The following is a 17,420-nucleotide window of genomic DNA, read 5'->3' on the forward strand; positions in this document are numbered from 1 at the left end:
ATGGCATATCCGAAGCTGCCTGAGTGGCCGATTATAGACCCTGATCGTCCGCCGGTGGGCTATATTAAAGTGGCTCATCACGAAGATAGAGATCGGAATAGTATTCCCTGGGATTTCTTTGTTACAGATGGATACTTGTTGTTAGTCAGCAAGGAGTGGATTCAGTATGGAGGCAAACCGGGCAGGTTTATTACCGAACAATATGAATATCCCATCGAGGCCGCTCGCTGGTTTGTAACGACTATTTCTCGTTTCTTTCTGGAGCCAGGGCATCCTAATGCGGTACCTAGAGGCGAGATTACCATTGAGGAGCAGGTTGGCGGAGAAATCTTGGGTGTTACCAGGGGCGCCCAGTACGGCAGTATCCCTAAGTCGATTCCTGGTTACTCGTTGGATAACCTTAATCGCTTTGAGCATACGTCTTTGGGGCCCGACGATAACTGGTGCCAAATGTTCAAAATGGGTGATCCGTGGTTGTTTGAGCAAGGTCTGTTGGATGTCTTCAAAGACATCGCTGAACGCCATGAGCGGGGTGAGTTTTGATATGAATGAGAACCAGAATCCCGAAGCCGAGCAGGATCGAAAGAACCGGCGCTTTGCCGTCTCTGCCAATCGTGGGAGCGCTAGCCACCGGGTGCGTTACGTTGAAACGGGTGGTGCTGCAGTGGATACCGAGGAATGCACCTTTTGCCAGGCTGTTCCAGACCTGGACCATGCCGGTGGTATCAGAGCCACTCAAGTGCCCGGCCGCTCCGACACCAGCGAGTGTGCTGGTAATGGAGCTCAAACAGGCGCCGCTGATTCTGCACAGTAGCCAGGTCAGATAATTCAAACCGGACTTGGGCGCCGGGTAGTTGTTGGGACAGAAGTGCGCAATCCATGGTGGGAACGACGCCGGGCTTCGGGTAGCCACCAATGGTCTGGCAATCGTTCATCAAGACGATAGGTTGACCATCACCGGGAATCTGGACGGCTCCAAGGGCGATGCCTTCGGAAATAATTCCGGGGGGCGGGGAGCTCAGGGGCGTTCCCTGGAGTCGAAAGCCCATGCGGTCGGATTGGTCGCCAACTGTATAGCGGCTGGTTGTTAGCCGGATGATATCCGCTCGCTGAAACTGAGGGTATTGATAGCCCGGAATCAGCCGGATAACCGTTTCTGCATCAAGGTCGGGACGCTGGTGATCTGGTACTTTCCGCTCTGGCACTTGCCGTTTTGGCTGCAACGGCATCAATCGGTCTCCTGTCTGCACCGGGCCCTGGCCCTCGAGCTTTTCCCGAACAACCACCGAATGGCTCCCGAATTGTTCCGGCGCATCCAACCCACCCACCACGGCAAGGTAGACAAGCCGATGGTGCGTTGAGTGGTCAATCGTTAGTTCGTCACCATCGTTGAGGTTCAGGGTTTGCCACAAATCAACCGTTTGCCTGTTCACCGTTACGCGTGTTCTGGCGCCGGTGAGGGCTACCTGAAGCGCACCATGGGCAATGGCGCGAAATCCACCCAGCACTATCTCCAGACAGGCCGCATTGCGAGGGTTGTCCAGCAGCTTGTTGGCCCAGGTATAGCTGATCAGGTCCAGCGCGCCGCCTGCGGCCAGCCCATGGTGGCGATAACCCCGACGACCGCTGTCTTGAACGGTGCTTTGTACGCCGGGGCGGACGACTTCCAGAAAGCTCATGGGGTCAACTCCCCGCCCGCGGCCAGAAACGCCTCCCGGCTTATGGCTTTGAATCTCACCCGGTCGCCGACCCTGAGCAGCGACAGGCTGTTTTGGTCGAACAAGGGTGTCGGGCACCGGCCAATCAATTGCCAGCCTCCAGGGGACGCCTGCGGGTATACGGCGGTCTGCCGGTTGGCTATGCCAACACTGCCAGCGGGCACCCGTTTGCGGGGGCTGGTCTTTCGGGGCGCGGCGATGGTGGGGTCCACTTGCCCCATAAAGGCAAATCCGGGAGCAAACCCAAGGGCATGGACCCGGTACTCAACGGCGCTGTGTTTGCGGATGATGTCCTCGCACTCCAGGCCGCACTCTGAGGCCAGCCATTGCAGGTCAGGCCCGGTCTCGGTGCTGTAGTAAACCGGCAGCTCAACCAGTCGGCCCTTCACCTCCGGCGCGCGCTTACAGGTGTTTTCGAGGGTAACCAGTGGCGTCAGCTCAGACACAGCCTGCCGAAAGTCGATCTTCAATGGATCGTAGACCACCATCAGCGTGGTGTATGAGGGAACTATATCGACTAACCAGGGGAGACAGGCACTGCGAATGTTGTCAGCAAGTCCGGCGATGCGGGCAGGCAGGCGCTCGTCGATGGCCTCGGCCAGGGTGATCAGGATGGTATCTTCCGAAACCGCTTCAATCATTGCCCGGGTTTGCCAAGAGCCTTGCGGATGGCCTTGATCGCCTCAAGCGCGGCTTCGTTGTCGCCATGAACGCACAGGCTGTCTGCAGGAAGTTCAAGCCAGTTACCGGTGGCACTGAATACGCCACCTTTTTCGGCAAAGTACCGGGCCTGGCGCACAATGATTTCAGGGTCTTCGTGCACCGCCCCAGCCTGGCGTCTGGACACCAGTTGGCCTTCGTCGTCGTAGGCTCGGTCGGCAAAGGCTTCCAGCAGCAGAGGAACGCCGACATCGGCGGCCATTTGCTGATGCTCCCGGTATTTCCGGGTGACCGGAATCATCAGGGGCAGATCCTGCCGGAAGGTTCGGGTGGCAACCATGACCGCGTGCAACAGGGTTGGGTCCCGCATCATGTCGTTGTTCAAGGCGCCGTGGGGCTTCACGTAACTCAGGCTTAAACCTTCTTTACGACACATGCCCTCCAGGGCGCCCAACTGATAAAGCAGAAGGGCTTCGATTTCTTCCGGGGTGTGGTGGATAGACCGCCGGCCAAATCCGCTGAGGTCGTGGTACGAAGGGTGAGCGCCAATCTCCACATGGTAACGCGATGCCAGCGCCAGCGTGTTGCGGATGACCATGGGATCTGCGGCGTGGAACCCGCAGGCCACATTAGCCATGTCGATCAGGGGCATGACCAGATCGTCCTGGCCCATCTGCCAGGCGCCGTAACTCTCGCCGAGATCGCAATTCAGTTTCATAGCGTACCGGTCGTCTCAGATATCCGTCCGGCCGGGAAACGTCGCCTGTTTCCGGGCTTCTGCGCATTTCTGCCTGGCAGCCAGATTGTCCGGGCTGTTGTCAGGCACGGCCCACCCTTTCAGGTTGTCTTCCACCAGTTGCACCAATGCGTCGATATGGCCGGGTGTGGCGTTCAGGCAAGGGATGTAGCCAAAGGCTTCACCCCCGGACTCCATGAAGTATTCCCGGTTTTCTTCGTTGATTTCCTCGATGGTTTCGAGGCAGTCCGAAGAGAACCCCGGGCAGAAGACATCTACAGATTTTACACCTTTTTCCGGTAGGGATTTAAGGGTTTCGTCGGTGTAGGGTTGCAGCCATTCTTCCCGCCCAAAGCGCGATTGGAAGGTCGTCAGGTAGTCGTCCTGGCCAAGGCCAAGCCGTTCGGCCAGCAAGCGTGAGGTTTTATGGCATTCACAGTGATAAGGATCGCCCTTGAGCAGGTATTTCAGGGGGACGCCATGGTACGACAGGATGAGTTTTTCGTGCCGGCCATGATTGGCCCAGTGCGCCTCAATATGGCGTGCCATGGCCTCAATGTAGGGCGGGTAGTCGTGATAGTGAGACACAAACCGGAAATCCGGCAGCCAGCGGCGGCGGGTAAAGTCGGCGGCGATGGCATCAAAGGTAGACGCCGTGGTGGATGCCGAATACTGGGGGTACAGCGGCAGGACAAGCAGCTTGCGAACACCTTGTTGCTGCATGTCTTCCAATACCCGGGAAATTGACGGGTTGCCGTAGCGCATGGCAAAACCCACCACCACGTTGCTGCCATACTTTTTCTTCAGCGCTTCCCGAATGCCTTCCGCCTGTTTGGCGGTGTGTATCAGCAGGGGAGAGCCCTCCGGTTGCCAGACACTGGCATAGGCCTGGGCGCTTTTTCTTGGCCGGATTCTCAGGATGATGCCATGGAGGATCAACCACCAGATGGGGCGGGGTACTTCCACCACCCTTGGGTCCCACAGGAACTCGGCAAGATACTTTCTCAGCGCTGGTGTGGTGGGGGCGTCTGGTGTGCCAAGGTTGGTCACAAGTACCCCCAGGCGTTCGGGCTCGTTATGGCTGAACTGATCCGTCCCTTTATATGGCATTGATGCTATCCGATGGTGGTGGGTTAATGCTTGCCAGCCTGCTGTGCCAATCGCGGTATAAGGCCCGTGATGTCATATCCCGCGCGATGAGCTTTGGACAGAATCTCCTCCGGCTGGGTTTCCCGTGCGGCACTCAGGGCCCACAGCACGGTACAGCGGGTTCCAGACCGACAGAAGGCCAGTACGGGTTTATCGGCATTCCGGATCATCGGCGTAAACTGGTCAACGTCCTGATCGGTGATGTTGCCAGACTCCACCGGGAGGAATACCCACTCCAGGCCATGTTCCCGCGCTGCCGCTTCTATGTCCGCCATGGCGGGTTGGCCGGGCTCTTCACGGTCCGGGCGATTTGCAACCAGGGTCCGGAAGCCGAGCCTGGCAATTTCGGCAACATCCTGAACCGAAATCTGGGGGGCTACCGATAGGGTTTCATCAATCTTTCTGATATCCACTTGGGGCTCCAATGGTTGATGGCCGGGGATTTAACGACGGGCCCCTTGGGGCCCGGCGCAATGCTGTGATCGGTTCGTGTTGCGCAGCAGTTAGGCGTTATGACCGGATGATGCCCTTATACGTTCAGCAATTTCAAACAGAATCATACCTGTGACCATCGATGCAACAAAGACCACGCCTTTGATTTCGCCCGCACCAAAGGCAACCAAAGCCGGCCCCGGGCAGAATCCGGCAATACCCCAGCCGACCCCAAACATCATACTACCGACAACCAGCCGTTTATCGATCTGGGTGTTGGTGGGGAGCTTTATGTTGAAGCCCAGGAATGACAATGTACGTCTGCGGGCGATGGTGAAGGCTATCAGCCCAACAACAACCGCACCGCCCATGACAAAGGCCAGGGATGGGTCCCAGGCACCGGCGATATCCAGAAATCCGAGGACTTTTTCCGGGTTGGCCATACCGGAAACAATCAAACCAAGGCCAAAAATCAGGCCGGCAAACAGGGAAGCAATATGATATTTCACGGCTTCAGGCTCCAATCAGGTGACGGATAACATAAACGGTCACGAACCCCATGCCCATAAAGCTGAGGGTGGCCACCAGGGAACGAACAGACAGCCGGGACAAACCGCAAACCCCATGACCGCTGGTACAGCCAGACCCATAGCGTGTTCCAATGCCCACCAGCAGGCCGGCGACAATCAGGGCAGGGTAACCGGCGTTGATTTCGATAGGTGGTAACTGGCCTGCCAGTGTCCAAATCGCTGGTGCCCCAATCAGCCCGGCAAGAAAGGCAATTCGCCACAGAATGTCGCTTCTGGTGGGGGTAAGCAAACCGCCGAGTATGCCGCTGATGCCGGCAATGCGGCCGTTCAGAAGCAGGAAGCTGGCGGTGGCCAGCCCAATCAGAATACCGCCAGTCAGTGCAGTGCCAGGGGTAAACTGGCTCCAAGCAATCTCAATCATTTACGTGCTCCAAGTTTCGCTTTGAGGAATAAGCTTATAAGTATGGGCGATAATACCAAAAAAAAAGCCCGGCAAGGAATGCCGGGCAGAGGCGTGCGAGTAGTATCCATGAAAGACTTCCAGACAAACCGACATCAACTGGGATGCCGGTAACGGGAAGTATTGACCATAATGTGAGCAGTTCAAGTGAGAGCGGCTTTCGTTTGAAAACATTTTTTCATATGCCTTGGGTGTTTATACTGCGCCCCTTCGTTATGCGGGTTTCAGGGAGGTGTGTATGACCACTGAAATCCCCGTTTGGCTGTAATACAATGGGGCCAGACCGTTCCCGCTTTGTTGCCAAGAGGTATTCATGTCAGACCACGACGATAAAAACCCGGAAAATGATCCGCAGCTGGCGGACAAAATCAAGGATTCCGCCCGCCAGATCTGGCTTGCGGGTCTGGGTGCATACACCAAGGCCGAGGAAGACGCGGGTAAGTTTTTTGAGCGCCTGGTGCAGGAGGGTGAGCAACTGGAAACCAGGACCCGGGGCGTGGTGGAAAAGCAGATCAAGACCGTAGAGGGTCGCGTTGGTGAGGTTAAGGAAAAGGCGACCGGAACCTGGGACAAGCTTGAGCACATGTTCGACCAGCGCGTATCCGGTGCTTTGCGTCGCCTTGGTATTCACCGGCGCGAGGAAATTGAAGCGATGGAGCGCAGGATTGAAGCGCTGGAAAGCGAATTGGCCAGATTGCGGGGTGATTCACCAGCCTCGGATGAAGAAGAATAACCCTCAAAGGTAGCTGCGGCTGGTCAGCTGAATCTCCTGTTGCTCCTGTTCCGCCAGGTACGGAAGGATCAGGTGCAGCATTTGATACACTCCCTTGCCCGGATCTACCGATTCCCGGTCATCCAGATGGGACAGCGTGTCAAAGCTGCTCCAATAGCAGGCCGTCAGGGTGAGCTGTTCGCACAGTGAGAGCAGCTCGTCTTCACTGATGGTCATGACCCCTTGGCTTTGAAAGCTCTCACACAAAACCCGAAACGCATTTTTTTTCTTCGCCAGAATCCGTTTAAATCGCACTTGCAGCTGGCTGTAGCGAGACAGCACGTTCACCAGATCCTGATACAGAAAACGATATCGGGCGACAGCCTCAAACAGCAAATGCAGGAAAAAGCTGAACTGGTCCAGTGAAATATCGGCGTCGTCCGGCACCGCGAGTAAGTCCACCATTTCCGCTTCAAAGCTCTGGAACAGCTCGTCGACAATGTCGCTTTTACTTTTGAAGTGGTAATAGAGGTTGCCCGGGCTGATGTCCAGCTCATCGGAGATCAGCAGGGTGGTGACATTGGGCTCGCCCAGGCTGTTGAACAGCGCCAGGCTGGTGCCGAGAATCCTGTCCCTGGTTTTGATTTTTTTCATAATCGCTGAATCGATTCCTCAGAGGTCAAACCGCGCCCATACCGGGCAGTGGTCTGATGGCCGCTCCATGCCTCGGATATCATAGGATACGCCGGCCTCTGTGGCTTTGGGCAGCAGGCTGTCGCTGGCCATAATCAGATCAATTCGCAGGCCCCGTTTAGGGTCCCGTTCAAAGCCTTTGCTACGGTAGTCAAACCAGCTGAAGGTATTGGCTTCGTCCGGGTGCAGGTGGCGGAAGACGTCGGTATAACCCCGGCTTTCAACCTGGGCAAGCCATTCCCGTTCCTCTGGCAGAAAACTGCATTTCCCGGTGCGCAGCCAGCGCTTGGCGTTATCCGCGCCAATGCCGATGTCTTTGTCTGTGGGCGAGATGTTCATGTCGCCCATGACAATCACATGGCCAGGTTGGCTCTTCAAGTCGTCCAGGTAGGCCATCAGATCCCGGTAAAACTTCTGTTTTGCGGGAAATTTCACCGGATGATCCCGGCTCTCACCCTGGGGGAAGTAGCCGTTGATCACGGTCAGCGGCTCTCCCTTCACGGTAAAGCGACCGGTTATAAGGCGGCGCTGGGCATCGTCGTCATCGGTGCTGTATCCCTTCTGGACCGACTCGGGCTCTGCCCGGGAGAGCAGGGCGACGCCATAATGGGTTTTCTGGCCGTGAAAGTGCACGTGGTAGCCGAGTTTGCGGATGTCATCTACCGGGAATTCCTGGTCAGTGACCTTGGTTTCCTGAAGCCCGATGATATCCGGGTTCAGTTGCTCGATCACAGCTTCAAGCTGGTGCAGACGGGTGCGGATACTGTTGACGTTAAACGACACAAACATCATGGGGGCGAAGTCTCCGGTACGTTTTGCCCGAGAGTTTACCACACCATGGCCGGTTATCTGTTTGGCGGCCGGGCCGGGTTCAGGGCGTCAGTTCACAATCCGGGTATTGTTCCACCTCGTAGCGGATGTGCGCTGTGAAATTGGCGTCTGCATTTTCACGGATGTTGGTAAGGCCCAGGTACTCGGTTAGTGCGCCCTCTTTGTTGTACCCCAGCACGATAGGGTCAACCAGAAACCGGAGAACGAGGCTGGTGGGGCGAATGCGAAGGACAACATCGGAGTTCAGTTGGTTATTGCTAGTGGGTTCCAGTACAAACCCATAATGCTCGCCCCGTGTCGGGCCCAGGAAGCGAAACTCCACCGACTCCCCCCGGGTAACCTTGCCCCAATTGGCCCGGACCAGATGATCAAAACCGGCATCCACCACTAATTGGTCATCGAAGCTTACCCCGTACCTCTCAACTTCGCCGGCCGGGGTCTGCCATTCAATAGCCAGGCGGTCTGGCTCGGGATAGGTAATTTCCAGCGTCTCGTTGAAGTCTGGTTGCTGAAAATCCACGCTCGGGCGGAGCGAAGAGTCCTCATAGCTCATCTGTTTGGTTGCGAATGGGGCCTCGCCAGGTTCCTTTCGGTAGTTCACTGAGTGAGTTTGGGGTTCGAAGATGCCTTCCGCACAATGGCCCTCAACCTGATGGATTTCCTGGTAAAGCAACGTGCTACCGTTACTCTTGGCTGTGCCGGTGAACACGAACTGGTTGGCGTTTACGGGCAGTACCAGAATGGTCAGGGCGCTGAAGGTAATGGCTGAGCGAATCATGGCTGCAACTCCGAATACAGGGTCTTCCGAACGTAAAGCAGCAACGGGAATAACAGGAACCACCCTACAGCCATGGCGGCCAGAGAGATCGTGAGGTCGGGCAGGGTGACGATACCCAGTTTGCTGGCGGACCAATAGGCGAACGGCCCTCCGATCGGCGCAAACACAAACGGTAGCCATTTGCGTTGCGCTATCCAGCCCAGTGAGTGGCATAGGGTGGTCATGAATATGGCCCAGATAGCGACCAGCCAGGGGGGCGCAACCAGGACTTCATCGGAACCGTTGATGCCCAGTACACCGGTCCGGAACCAGAGTGTATCCATCAGGCTGCCAAGCACCACCCCGAAGCCGATGAACTGGAGTTCGGAAAACCGCTTCTGACTGACCAGCACAAAGTGTGCTGCCAGAAACACCAGCACCAGCCCTGCAGCCGCCAGGCCAGGAAACAGAACGCATACAAGCCAGCCTGTCTGGAACAGGACGAAGTTCAGGATGTTGCGGGCGGTGTCTGAGGTGATCATAAACTGAGTATGTTGGCGCGCTTGTTGGCGGGTTTGGCCAGCACCAGGTGAGCCACACCAATGGCCCGTTCGCTGAAGCCAGCCTCACAGTAGGCAAAGTAGAAGTGCCATAGACGCTGGAAGGCCTCGTCGTAGCCTCGTTCAAGCAGGGCGTTCCGGTTTGCCATGAACCGATCACACCAATCCCGCAGGGTGCGGGCGTAATGGAAACCGAAGTCTTCGGAGTGGGTAAGCACCAGGTCGGATCCGCGGCGCATGGACGCGATAATGGCTCCGAATGAGGGTATGAAACTGCCCGGGAAAATGTACCGTTGAATAAAGTCGACGTTCTTCAGGGCCCGGTCGTAACGCTGCTCTGGCATATTAATAGCCTGTACCAGGGCAAGGCCGTCCGGCTTGAGCAGCGTGCTTATCTGGGCCAGGTAGCTGTCCAGGAACTGCGGTCCAACGGCCTCAATCATTTCGATCGACACCAGCTTGTCGAATTGCCCGGTCAGGTCACGGTAGTCATCAAACAGAAGGGTAATACGGTCTTCCAGTCCTTCGGCTTTCACCCGCTCTTTGGCCAGCTCAAGTTGCTCCCGGGAGATGGTGGTCGTGGTTACGTGGCAGCCGTAATGCTTGGCGGCGTGAATGGCAAACCCGCCCCAGCCGGTGCCTATTTCGATCACACGGTCTTCTGGTTGCAGGTCCAGCTTCTTGCAGATGGTATCCAGCTTGTAGACGGCGGCTTCTTCGAGCGTTGAGTCCGCGCTCGGGTAAATGGCAGATGAATACATCATGGTTGGGTCGAGAAAGAGCTGGAACAATTCATTACCCAGATCGTAGTGGGCACTGATGTTCTTGCGTGAACCGGCAGGGGTGTTGCGGTTCAGCCAATGCAGCGCTTTCAGGGTCGGCTTGCTTACCCAGCTGAACTTGTCTTCAAAGGCATTCATGGTGTCCAGGTTTCTGCTGAAAAAACGCAGCAGGGCGGTCAGGTCCGGGGAGCTCCAGTCCCCTGCAACGAAGGACTCGGCGGCCCCAACGCTGCCACCAGTCACCAGATCACGCCAGGTGGTGTGATCATGGATGACCAGTTCCGCTGCCGGATACTGCGGGTCTCCGTCACCATAGACGAGATCCTCAGCACCGTGTTCCTTGACCACCAGTTTGCCGTGGGCCAGTTGTGACAGCTGCTGGCAGACAAGCTGTTTTGCAATACGGCTCACCAGCGGCGTTTGGCTGGTGCGCTGGCTGTCTACGGATGTGTTCAGGTTCTCCATGAGCTTACCCTTCCCGCTATATCATCTGACTCTGAGTGCCTGGGTGCCGGTGTTAAAGTGATCTCTGCGCCTTTATCTTCCACGCCCTTTCGATATTGGCTGTCCGTTTTGTCCAGCTTGTCCGGGTGGGTGTAGAAAGGCGCGCCCTTGAGCTTCAGCTTCAGGGCATTCCAGTAAATGCCGGCGGTGCCTTTGAGGGTTTCCAGGGGAAAACGCCTCAGGCTTCTGTGCAATGTTCTACGATCAAACGGGCTGCGTTGGACTACCAGGGTGGCATCAAAATGTTTTTCCTGTCCCTGTTGCACGTTCATGTGAATACGTAGCTCGGAGTCTTTGAAACTGAACAGCCATTGGTACTGCTGATCCATGCCGTTAAACGGGGACACGTGAAAGCGCTTGCTGAAGGCAAAGCGTTCGGTATGCCACGCGCCGGCCAGGGTAGCTCCGGGCTGATGGCACTCAAGGCAGTAAACATGACGCTGCTTCCAGGGGGTGTTGGTAATCTGCGCCAGAATCACTCGGGGAACGTCGCCATTTCGGGGGCTTTCGCCGTGGTTGTAACACAGGTAAAAGCTGACGGGATTGAAAACGTACCCCAGGTAGCGCGGGTGAGTAATCAGCTCTATTGGGCCGTCCGGTGCCCAGCCAGTGGCGCTTTTCACCTGGTTGAGCACTGCCTGGCGCAGGCTGGGCACTTCCGGGTTCAGGTAATCCCGCCGGTACAGAGACATCCAGTTAAACCGTTCCAGGGAAAAGAACGGGCTAGAAGAGGTGATGGTCTCCCAGTCATCCAGGTCTAACGCCAGCATACCGATCTTGTACTTAAACTCGTGCAAAACCGGAATCTTACGCCGGTGTCTTATAGTGCCTTCTAGCCACTGGCTGGCCATTATCAGAGCTCCACCCCGAACGCACGGGTAACGCGCAATGCGCTGCGTACACCGTCTTCATGGAAGCCGTTGAACCAGTAGGCGCCACAGTAGTGGGTCCGGTTCCGGTTACCGATTTCGTCATAGCGCTCCTGGGCGGCCACGGCTTCGAGGGTAAATACCGGATGGTCGTATTCAAATCGCTTGATGACTTTGGCGGGGTCGATGTCGTGGCTTCGATTGAGCGTAACGCAGAAGGTTTCAGGCGCATCATCGAAGTTCTGCAAGGTATTCATGTTGTAGGTCACCGACACCGGCTGGGTGCTGTGTTCGGGAATCATGTAGTTCCAGGCTGCCCAGGCCAGCCGGGTGGATGGCAAAACGCTGGCATCGGTGTGCAACACTACATCGTTCTTCTGGTAGCCGATGGCACCAAGGATGTCCCGTTCCTGGTCGGTCGGATCGTTCAACATCGCCAACGCCTGGTTGCTGTGGCAGGCCAGCACAACCTGATCGAACCGGTGCTGTTGGCCGTTCACCACAATGATGACGCCTTCTTCGTCCCGAGTAATCGCCGTTACCGGACTGTTCAGGTGAGTGCGGTCGCCCAGCCGCGCCATCATCTTGTTCACGTAGGTGGCGGAACCGCCGGAAATCACCCGCCAGGTTGGGCGGTCGTCCACCGAAAGCATGCCGTGATTGTTAAAAAACTGGAGGAAAAACCGGATCGGGAACTGCTCCAATACGATTTCCGGGGCAGACCAGATAGCAGCACCCATCGGAACAATGTAGTTGTTCCGGAAATAACGGCTGTAGCGGTTGCGATTCAGGTATTCGCCCAGGGTTTCACCTTCTGGAATCTGGCCGGCAGCGAGATCGGCGCGGGTTTCCTTGTTGAACCGGAGGATTTCCCGGATCATCTTCAGAAAGTTCAGGTTAAGAAGGTTCTTGCGCTGGGCAAACAGCGTATTGAGGCTGGTCCCGTTGTACTGCAGGCCAGACACATGGCAGTCCACGCTGAAGCTCATGTTACTGACTTCCGATTTCACCCCCAGGCGGTCCATCAGTTTGATGAAATTCGGGTAGGTCCAGTCATTGAACACGATAAAACCGGTGTTCACCGGCCAAACGCGCCCGCCAGCCTCAACCTGCTCGGTGTTGGTGTGGCCACCCGCATAATCGCCAGCCTCGAACAGTTGAACGTCGTGTTTTTCGCTAAGCAGCCAGGCCGCCGTCAAGCCGGATACACCGGCACCAATCACAGCAATACGCTGACGATTCGGGTTCATGCAAACTTTTCCTGTTACCAAAGTGTTCAAGAGTGGTTGTTACGGGCCATGGATGCGGCCATGCGATCCACAAGGCCTCGAGGCAAGGCGCCCAGCGCTTTGAGCAGCCAGGTAAAACGCCGGGGAAAGGCGATTTCTGTTTTACCCTTTTCAAGCCCTTTAACGATGCGGTGGGCTGCATCTTCGGCGCTGATGATGAATGGCATGGGGAAGTCGTTACGGTCCGTCAGAGGTGTTTTCACAAAGCCCGGTGAAACCACCACCACGTCGATGCCTTCTGCCGCCAAATCGGCACGCAGCGCGTGAGCAAAGTAGGTCAGGGCAGCCTTTGAGGCGCCGTAACCCTCTGCCCGGCCAAATGGAAACCACCAGGCCGACGAGCTGACGATCACCAGTGTTGTCGGTTTACCTTTGGCCCTCGTGGCCCTGAGAGCTGGAAGCGCGATATCCAGGCTGCGGGCGGTGCCAACCACATTGGTAATCATGTTGGCTTCAATAACGCGGCTGTCGTACTCGGCGATTTCCAGGTATTCGCAGGTACCGGCATTGAGTATCGCCATATCCAGATCACCAAAGTGGCCCAGAGAATCCTTCAAAGCCTCAAGGTCACTCTTACTGGTGGTGTCGGCGGGGGCGGCCAGCAACTGTGAGGGATGCTGATTTACCAGGGCATCCAGTGGCTCCTTTCGGCGCCCGGTGACAATCAGCCTGTGACCGTGGGTGGCAAGTTGTTTCGCCAGTGCCTCGCCAATACCGGATGATGCGCCGGTCAGCCATATGTTGCTGGCGGTTTCCAGGCGTCTGCTCATCCTGCCTGCTCCTTGACCCAGCGGATCACACCGCCCACTACCGGAAGATTTTCATAGAGTAACTGGCCGGCATCGAAGTAATCCCGGTGGTACCGTACCCGACCGTGCAGAATCCGGAGGTGGCTGATACCCTCAACCTCTACGGTTTTTCCCCCTTTGATGCGCTTGTGCTGTAACTCCATTACCCAGGGAATGGTGCACCAGGAGTCCTGGATCACCGGGCTGTTGAAGCGGAACTGACAGCGGATAACGTTGCCATAGGCGCCGGCAAAGTAATTCGTCAGCTCATCCAGGCCATTCACCATTCCAAATGGATCCTGAAACTCGATGTCTTCACCATAAACCTGCTGAAGTTTGTGCAGATTGCCCTTATCCAGCTGATTGAACAGGGCGCAGAACTGGTCGAGCACAGCTGGCAGGGCGGGGTTCGGTGAGCCGACCTCGATGGCAGAAGCAGTTGTCATTTGCGCTTCCTCCTCTGTTCGTCCAATTCACGGGTTTCTTTCTGGATATGTGCCGGTATCGGATTCAAATCCCACACTATGCCGAGCTTGGACAATGCCCAAAGCCCGTACCAGGTAATATCTATTTCATACCACCGGAACCCCTGGCGCACGGATTGTGGCCACCGGTGATGATTGTTGTGCCATCCTTCGCCCAGCGTAATGAGCGCGAGCCAGAAATTGTTTCGGCTGTCGTCGTCGGTTTCGAACCGGCGTTTTCCCCACACGTGCGACAAGGAGTTGATGGATACCGTCGCGTGGAACAAGCACACCGTTGAGATGAAAAATCCCCAAACCAGCAGTTGCAAACCATTGGTGCCCAGCCCCGGTGCCCAAACCGCCAGGGCTTCACCAAGTAGGTAGATCAGCACGGCTGCCGCCACCGGGATCAATGAATCGAAACGGTTGATAAACTTGAGTTCCGGAAATTTCAACCAGTCGCGTACCCGGCGTTCATCCATGCTGAAACCGGCATCACAGGTAAACCAACCAGCGTGAGACCACCAGAACCCGCCGTGGTGGGGGGAGTGCAGGTCTTCGGCATTATCGGAGTGCTGGTGATGATGGCGGTGGTGAGCGGCCCACCACAATGGGCCCCGCTGGGCCGAACTGGCGCCCAGTACGGCAAACACGAACTGGGCGGCTCGACTGGTCTTGAATGTCTTGTGGGAAAAGTAGCGATGATAGAAGCCAGTGATGGCAAACATCCGAATGACAAAAAAGACTGCGGCAAACACGATGGCAAACGCGCTGACGCCAGTGAAAAATGCGAGTAGGCAAGCAAGATGCAATGCGATAAAAGGCAGCACTCTCACCCAGTTAAAGGATCTGGAGCTGGAGTCCAGGTGATCTGAACCGGCTTCGGAATCGAACCATCTCAGAATGTTTGTTAACCAGTAATTCAATCGGGCCATATACAACCATGCTTAAAGTGACATCAGACACCACATCAATACGCAGCGTAGCGGTTATCGGTTCAGGTCTGGCAGGCCTTACGGCTTCCATTTTACTTGGCCAACTGGGCCATAGTGTCACGGTGTTTGAGAAAAGTCGCGGGCCGGGTGGTCGTATGGCCTCCAAGAGAGTTGGTAGTGGCTCTGCCGATGTTGGTGCTCAATATTTTACCGCCCGCAATCCTGAGTTTCTTTCGTTCTTGCAGCGCTGGGCGGGAAGCGACGCTTTCCGCGAGTGGCCAGCAAGATTTCGTTTTCAGGACGACACACTGAACTGGCAGCCGTTTCCGGAAGAGAAGCGTTATGTTGGCGTACCGAGAATGACCGCCATCACCCGTGCATTGTCTGCTCACGTTGACGTAACTGCCCGGGTGAGAATTGAACGGTTGGAGCGTTCCGGTAACCAGTGGCAACTGGTGTGTACAGAAGGACTGAACCACGGTGTATTCGATCAGGTGATCATCACCGCGCCCCCGGCCCAGGCCCGGGAGCTGTTATTGGCAAGCCAGCTTGACGGGCTGGCGGAAGAGCTGGAAAACCCCGTTGATCAGATTCTCCCGTGTTGGGCAGTGGCGGCTCACTTTTCGGAGCCACCTGACGTGAACGCAGACGCCATGCGCCCGCACTCTGAGGTGCTCTACTGGGTTGCCAACAATTCCTCCAAGCCGGGCCGGAATGATTCCGGACAATGGTGGGTACTGCATGCCACCCCGGAGTGGACCAAGGCCCACGTGGATGCAGAGCCGGGCCATGTCAGTAACGCCCTGGTGGGCGAATTCGCGGCGTTAACCGGTGCCGATGCCCGACCCGATGAGACGGTGGCCCACCGCTGGCTTTATGCCCGGTCGGCCTGGAGTAGTCAGCCCGGCTATCGGTACGATGCCGAGAATGGGGTCGGGCTGGCGGGCGACTGGCTGGCTGGCGGCCGGGTGGAAGGCGCGTGGGAAAGCGCCACCCGTTTGGTTGCCGCGATTCGGTAGCGCACCAGCCTATTCCAGCATGTCGGGAGGCGCCATCCTGGTGACTTCCGGCCGGCTGTAGAAATGGGTGATGGTGCCGTCACCAAACTTCGAGAAAAACGCGCTGACCTCGGTAATCTTGCGCAGTGAGCGCTCCCGGGAAATCGGATTCTTCACCAATACTTTTATGCCGTTGAAGTTGTCCTGGATATTCGAGAAACGGGCGCGCATGGAGCAGGTCACCACGTTGCCCGGGTCCATGGCCAGCTCGCCGGCCAGCCAGTGGCTGTGGTCGGCAATCTGCTGTTTGTCGAGATTTTCCCGGGTATCGAGGTGGTGCAGCTTCACCCGGTTTACAATGCAGAATGAGTAACTTTTCGGCTGCTTGCGGGCCACTTTCCGGAAGGCTTCCCAGAAGAAGTTATCGGTCAGCTCGGCAAAGTACTTCATATCACTCAGGCAGGTGTCGATCCAGTCAAAGCTTTCCGGGTCTTCCAGTACTTCGTTGATGGCTTCCCGCAGCAGCCAGTCGAAACCCAGGGCTGTTTTGTGGGCGTAGACTTTCCGGTACATCTGATACCGGCTGTAAACGAAATCTTCCAGGGCACCCAGGCCTTTCTGGGTAATCGCAAGGCCCATCCAGGGTTCGGACACATCCCAGCCAAACCTCAGGTTGCTTAGAAGGTGGTCCAGGTTGAACCCGCCGATGGTAACGGAACTGTGGAAACCATCCCTCAGCATGTAATCTGCCCGGTCAGCATCGATCTCACCGGACACGATGGACGACAGCAACCCCATGACCAGGGCCGGCACGTCCTGTTCGCCGATGGTGCCGGCGACGGCATCTTCGCCGGCAATGAATTCCCAGAAAGTGCGGGCGTGGCGGCAAAAGGTGTCGCTTGGGGTTACGTCGGTGGTCTCCATGATGCCAATCACATCGACGGCGTTCAGCCCAGCGTTATCCAGATCTACCGATGAAAGCACGTCATGGGCAACCCGGACGGAATAATGTTCATGCTCCAGTTCTCCGGGTTCATCCGGGTGATAGCGAGTGAAATCGACCCCGCGCCAGAGGTCCCGGAAACGCTGGGGGCGAGACATCAGATCCCGGATGCGGCGGGCCTGGGTGAACTGGTGCGAAAAACTGGAGTGACCGCTGTCGTGCAACAGGCAACCAAGGCGGATGGTTTTGGCCAGGTAATCTATGGCGTCCAGCTGGCTCAGGCTCAGGTCTGTGCGTTCGCTGAGCTGCCTTTCCCGCAGGTAGGCGTCTATCATCGAGCGAAACATACGGGTGCCCACGTGCATTACGCCAATGCTGTGCAGGAATCGGGAGTGGGTCGCGCCGGGGAATACCAGGCTCAGGATGTCGTTCTGGCAGATGTTTCTCAGGCGCTGGAACAGGGGATGGTCAATCACCTGGATTTCATGCCGATACAGGGGGATGCCGCCGTGCACGGGGTCCATGATGAGCTTGTCGTAGGCTCCGAGCAGGTCGTTGACGGCACGTCGCATGGTTACAAATCTCCCAATTTAATGACACGGCCCTTGTT

Annotated in this window: 21 protein-coding genes; 3 read left to right on the top strand and 18 right to left on the bottom strand. The window is 56.7% G+C overall.

Annotated features, from left to right (window positions below; translation table 11 throughout):
- Window positions 1-543, top strand: coding sequence for a hypothetical protein (locus tag FIV08_RS09345; protein ID WP_152438117.1), 543 nt, complete (start codon window positions 1-3; stop codon window positions 541-543).
- Between the two features lie 182 nt (window positions 544-725).
- Here the strand turns inward: FIV08_RS09345 and FIV08_RS09355 are convergent, their stop codons facing one another.
- From FIV08_RS09355 to FIV08_RS09385, 7 genes are all read right to left on the bottom strand, one after another.
- Window positions 726-1,679, bottom strand: a complete 954-nt coding sequence (locus FIV08_RS09355) for a biotin-dependent carboxyltransferase family protein (protein ID WP_152438119.1) — start codon at window positions 1,677-1,679, stop codon at window positions 726-728.
- Window positions 1,676-2,359, bottom strand: a complete 684-nt coding sequence (pxpB, locus tag FIV08_RS09360; protein ID WP_152438120.1) for a 5-oxoprolinase subunit PxpB — start codon at window positions 2,357-2,359, stop codon at window positions 1,676-1,678. Before pxpB ends, FIV08_RS09355 begins: the two co-directional genes overlap by 4 nt.
- Window positions 2,356-3,096: a 5-oxoprolinase subunit PxpA gene (locus FIV08_RS09365; RefSeq protein ID WP_152438121.1), complete on the bottom strand. Its 741-nt coding sequence runs from the start codon at window positions 3,094-3,096 to the stop codon at window positions 2,356-2,358. Before FIV08_RS09365 ends, pxpB begins: the two co-directional genes overlap by 4 nt.
- Before the next feature lie 15 nt (window positions 3,097-3,111).
- On the bottom strand, window positions 3,112-4,224 hold the full coding sequence (gene hemH, locus FIV08_RS09370) for a ferrochelatase (RefSeq protein ID WP_106695728.1): 1,113 nt from the start codon (window positions 4,222-4,224) through the stop codon (window positions 3,112-3,114).
- 23 nt (window positions 4,225-4,247) lie between these two features.
- Window positions 4,248-4,676 (bottom strand): TIGR01244 family sulfur transferase, encoded by a 429-nt coding sequence (locus tag FIV08_RS09375; RefSeq protein ID WP_152438122.1) that lies wholly within the window; start codon window positions 4,674-4,676, stop codon window positions 4,248-4,250.
- A 90-nt stretch (window positions 4,677-4,766) separates the two neighbouring features.
- On the bottom strand, window positions 4,767-5,204 hold the full coding sequence (locus FIV08_RS09380) for a YeeE/YedE family protein (protein WP_106696031.1): 438 nt from the start codon (window positions 5,202-5,204) through the stop codon (window positions 4,767-4,769).
- Window positions 5,205-5,208: 4 nt separating this feature from the next.
- On the bottom strand, window positions 5,209-5,646 hold the full coding sequence (locus tag FIV08_RS09385; RefSeq protein WP_152438123.1) for a YeeE/YedE family protein: 438 nt from the start codon (window positions 5,644-5,646) through the stop codon (window positions 5,209-5,211).
- A 352-nt stretch (window positions 5,647-5,998) separates the two neighbouring features.
- On the opposite strand from FIV08_RS09385, the gene FIV08_RS09390 reads away from it, so the two are divergent.
- Window positions 5,999-6,418, top strand: coding sequence for a phasin family protein (locus tag FIV08_RS09390; protein ID WP_061332867.1), 420 nt, complete (start codon window positions 5,999-6,001; stop codon window positions 6,416-6,418).
- Window positions 6,419-6,421: 3 nt separating this feature from the next.
- Here the strand turns inward: FIV08_RS09390 and FIV08_RS09395 are convergent, their stop codons facing one another.
- The 10 genes from FIV08_RS09395 to FIV08_RS09440 form a co-directional block, all read right to left on the bottom strand.
- Window positions 6,422-7,051 carry a TetR/AcrR family transcriptional regulator gene (locus FIV08_RS09395; RefSeq protein WP_061332869.1) on the bottom strand — a complete coding sequence of 210 codons (630 nt, stop codon included), beginning with the start codon at window positions 7,049-7,051 and terminating at the stop codon, window positions 6,422-6,424.
- Window positions 7,052-7,069: 18 nt separating this feature from the next.
- Complete coding sequence (gene xthA / locus FIV08_RS09400; protein ID WP_152438124.1) at window positions 7,070-7,882, bottom strand: exodeoxyribonuclease III; 813 nt, start codon at window positions 7,880-7,882, stop codon at window positions 7,070-7,072.
- A gap of 79 nt (window positions 7,883-7,961) precedes the next feature.
- The gene (locus FIV08_RS09405) at window positions 7,962-8,699 is read right to left on the bottom strand and encodes a hypothetical protein (RefSeq protein ID WP_152438125.1); all 738 of its coding nucleotides are present in this window, start codon (window positions 8,697-8,699) and stop codon (window positions 7,962-7,964) included.
- Window positions 8,696-9,220, bottom strand: a complete 525-nt coding sequence (locus FIV08_RS09410; RefSeq protein WP_138435550.1) for a DUF2878 domain-containing protein — start codon at window positions 9,218-9,220, stop codon at window positions 8,696-8,698. Before FIV08_RS09410 ends, FIV08_RS09405 begins: the two co-directional genes overlap by 4 nt.
- Window positions 9,217-10,485 carry an SAM-dependent methyltransferase gene (locus FIV08_RS09415; protein WP_138435549.1) on the bottom strand — a complete coding sequence of 423 codons (1,269 nt, stop codon included), beginning with the start codon at window positions 10,483-10,485 and terminating at the stop codon, window positions 9,217-9,219. Before FIV08_RS09415 ends, FIV08_RS09410 begins: the two co-directional genes overlap by 4 nt.
- Window positions 10,473-11,375, bottom strand: a complete 903-nt coding sequence (locus FIV08_RS09420; RefSeq protein WP_152438126.1) for a DUF1365 domain-containing protein — start codon at window positions 11,373-11,375, stop codon at window positions 10,473-10,475. Before FIV08_RS09420 ends, FIV08_RS09415 begins: the two co-directional genes overlap by 13 nt.
- A gap of 2 nt (window positions 11,376-11,377) precedes the next feature.
- The gene (locus tag FIV08_RS09425) at window positions 11,378-12,643 is read right to left on the bottom strand and encodes an NAD(P)/FAD-dependent oxidoreductase (RefSeq protein ID WP_072677333.1); all 1,266 of its coding nucleotides are present in this window, start codon (window positions 12,641-12,643) and stop codon (window positions 11,378-11,380) included.
- 26 nt (window positions 12,644-12,669) lie between these two features.
- Window positions 12,670-13,452 (bottom strand): SDR family NAD(P)-dependent oxidoreductase, encoded by a 783-nt coding sequence (locus FIV08_RS09430; protein ID WP_152438127.1) that lies wholly within the window; start codon window positions 13,450-13,452, stop codon window positions 12,670-12,672.
- Complete coding sequence (locus FIV08_RS09435; protein WP_152438128.1) at window positions 13,449-13,916, bottom strand: nuclear transport factor 2 family protein; 468 nt, start codon at window positions 13,914-13,916, stop codon at window positions 13,449-13,451. The genes FIV08_RS09430 and FIV08_RS09435 overlap by 4 nt, the downstream gene beginning before the upstream one ends.
- Complete coding sequence (locus FIV08_RS09440) at window positions 13,913-14,869, bottom strand: acyl-CoA desaturase (RefSeq protein WP_072677330.1); 957 nt, start codon at window positions 14,867-14,869, stop codon at window positions 13,913-13,915. Before FIV08_RS09440 ends, FIV08_RS09435 begins: the two co-directional genes overlap by 4 nt.
- Window positions 14,870-14,877: 8 nt before the next feature.
- Between FIV08_RS09440 and FIV08_RS09445 the strand changes: the two genes are divergently transcribed.
- Window positions 14,878-15,888 carry an NAD(P)/FAD-dependent oxidoreductase gene (locus tag FIV08_RS09445; RefSeq protein ID WP_152438129.1) on the top strand — a complete coding sequence of 337 codons (1,011 nt, stop codon included), beginning with the start codon at window positions 14,878-14,880 and terminating at the stop codon, window positions 15,886-15,888.
- Window positions 15,889-15,897: 9 nt separating this feature from the next.
- Here the strand turns inward: FIV08_RS09445 and FIV08_RS09450 are convergent, their stop codons facing one another.
- Window positions 15,898-17,382, bottom strand: a complete 1,485-nt coding sequence (locus FIV08_RS09450) for an HD domain-containing protein (protein ID WP_152438130.1) — start codon at window positions 17,380-17,382, stop codon at window positions 15,898-15,900.
- Window positions 17,383-17,420 lie beyond the last annotated feature (38 nt).

The organism is Marinobacter sp. THAF197a (assembly GCF_009363275.1).
GTDB lineage: Bacteria > Pseudomonadota > Gammaproteobacteria > Pseudomonadales > Oleiphilaceae > Marinobacter.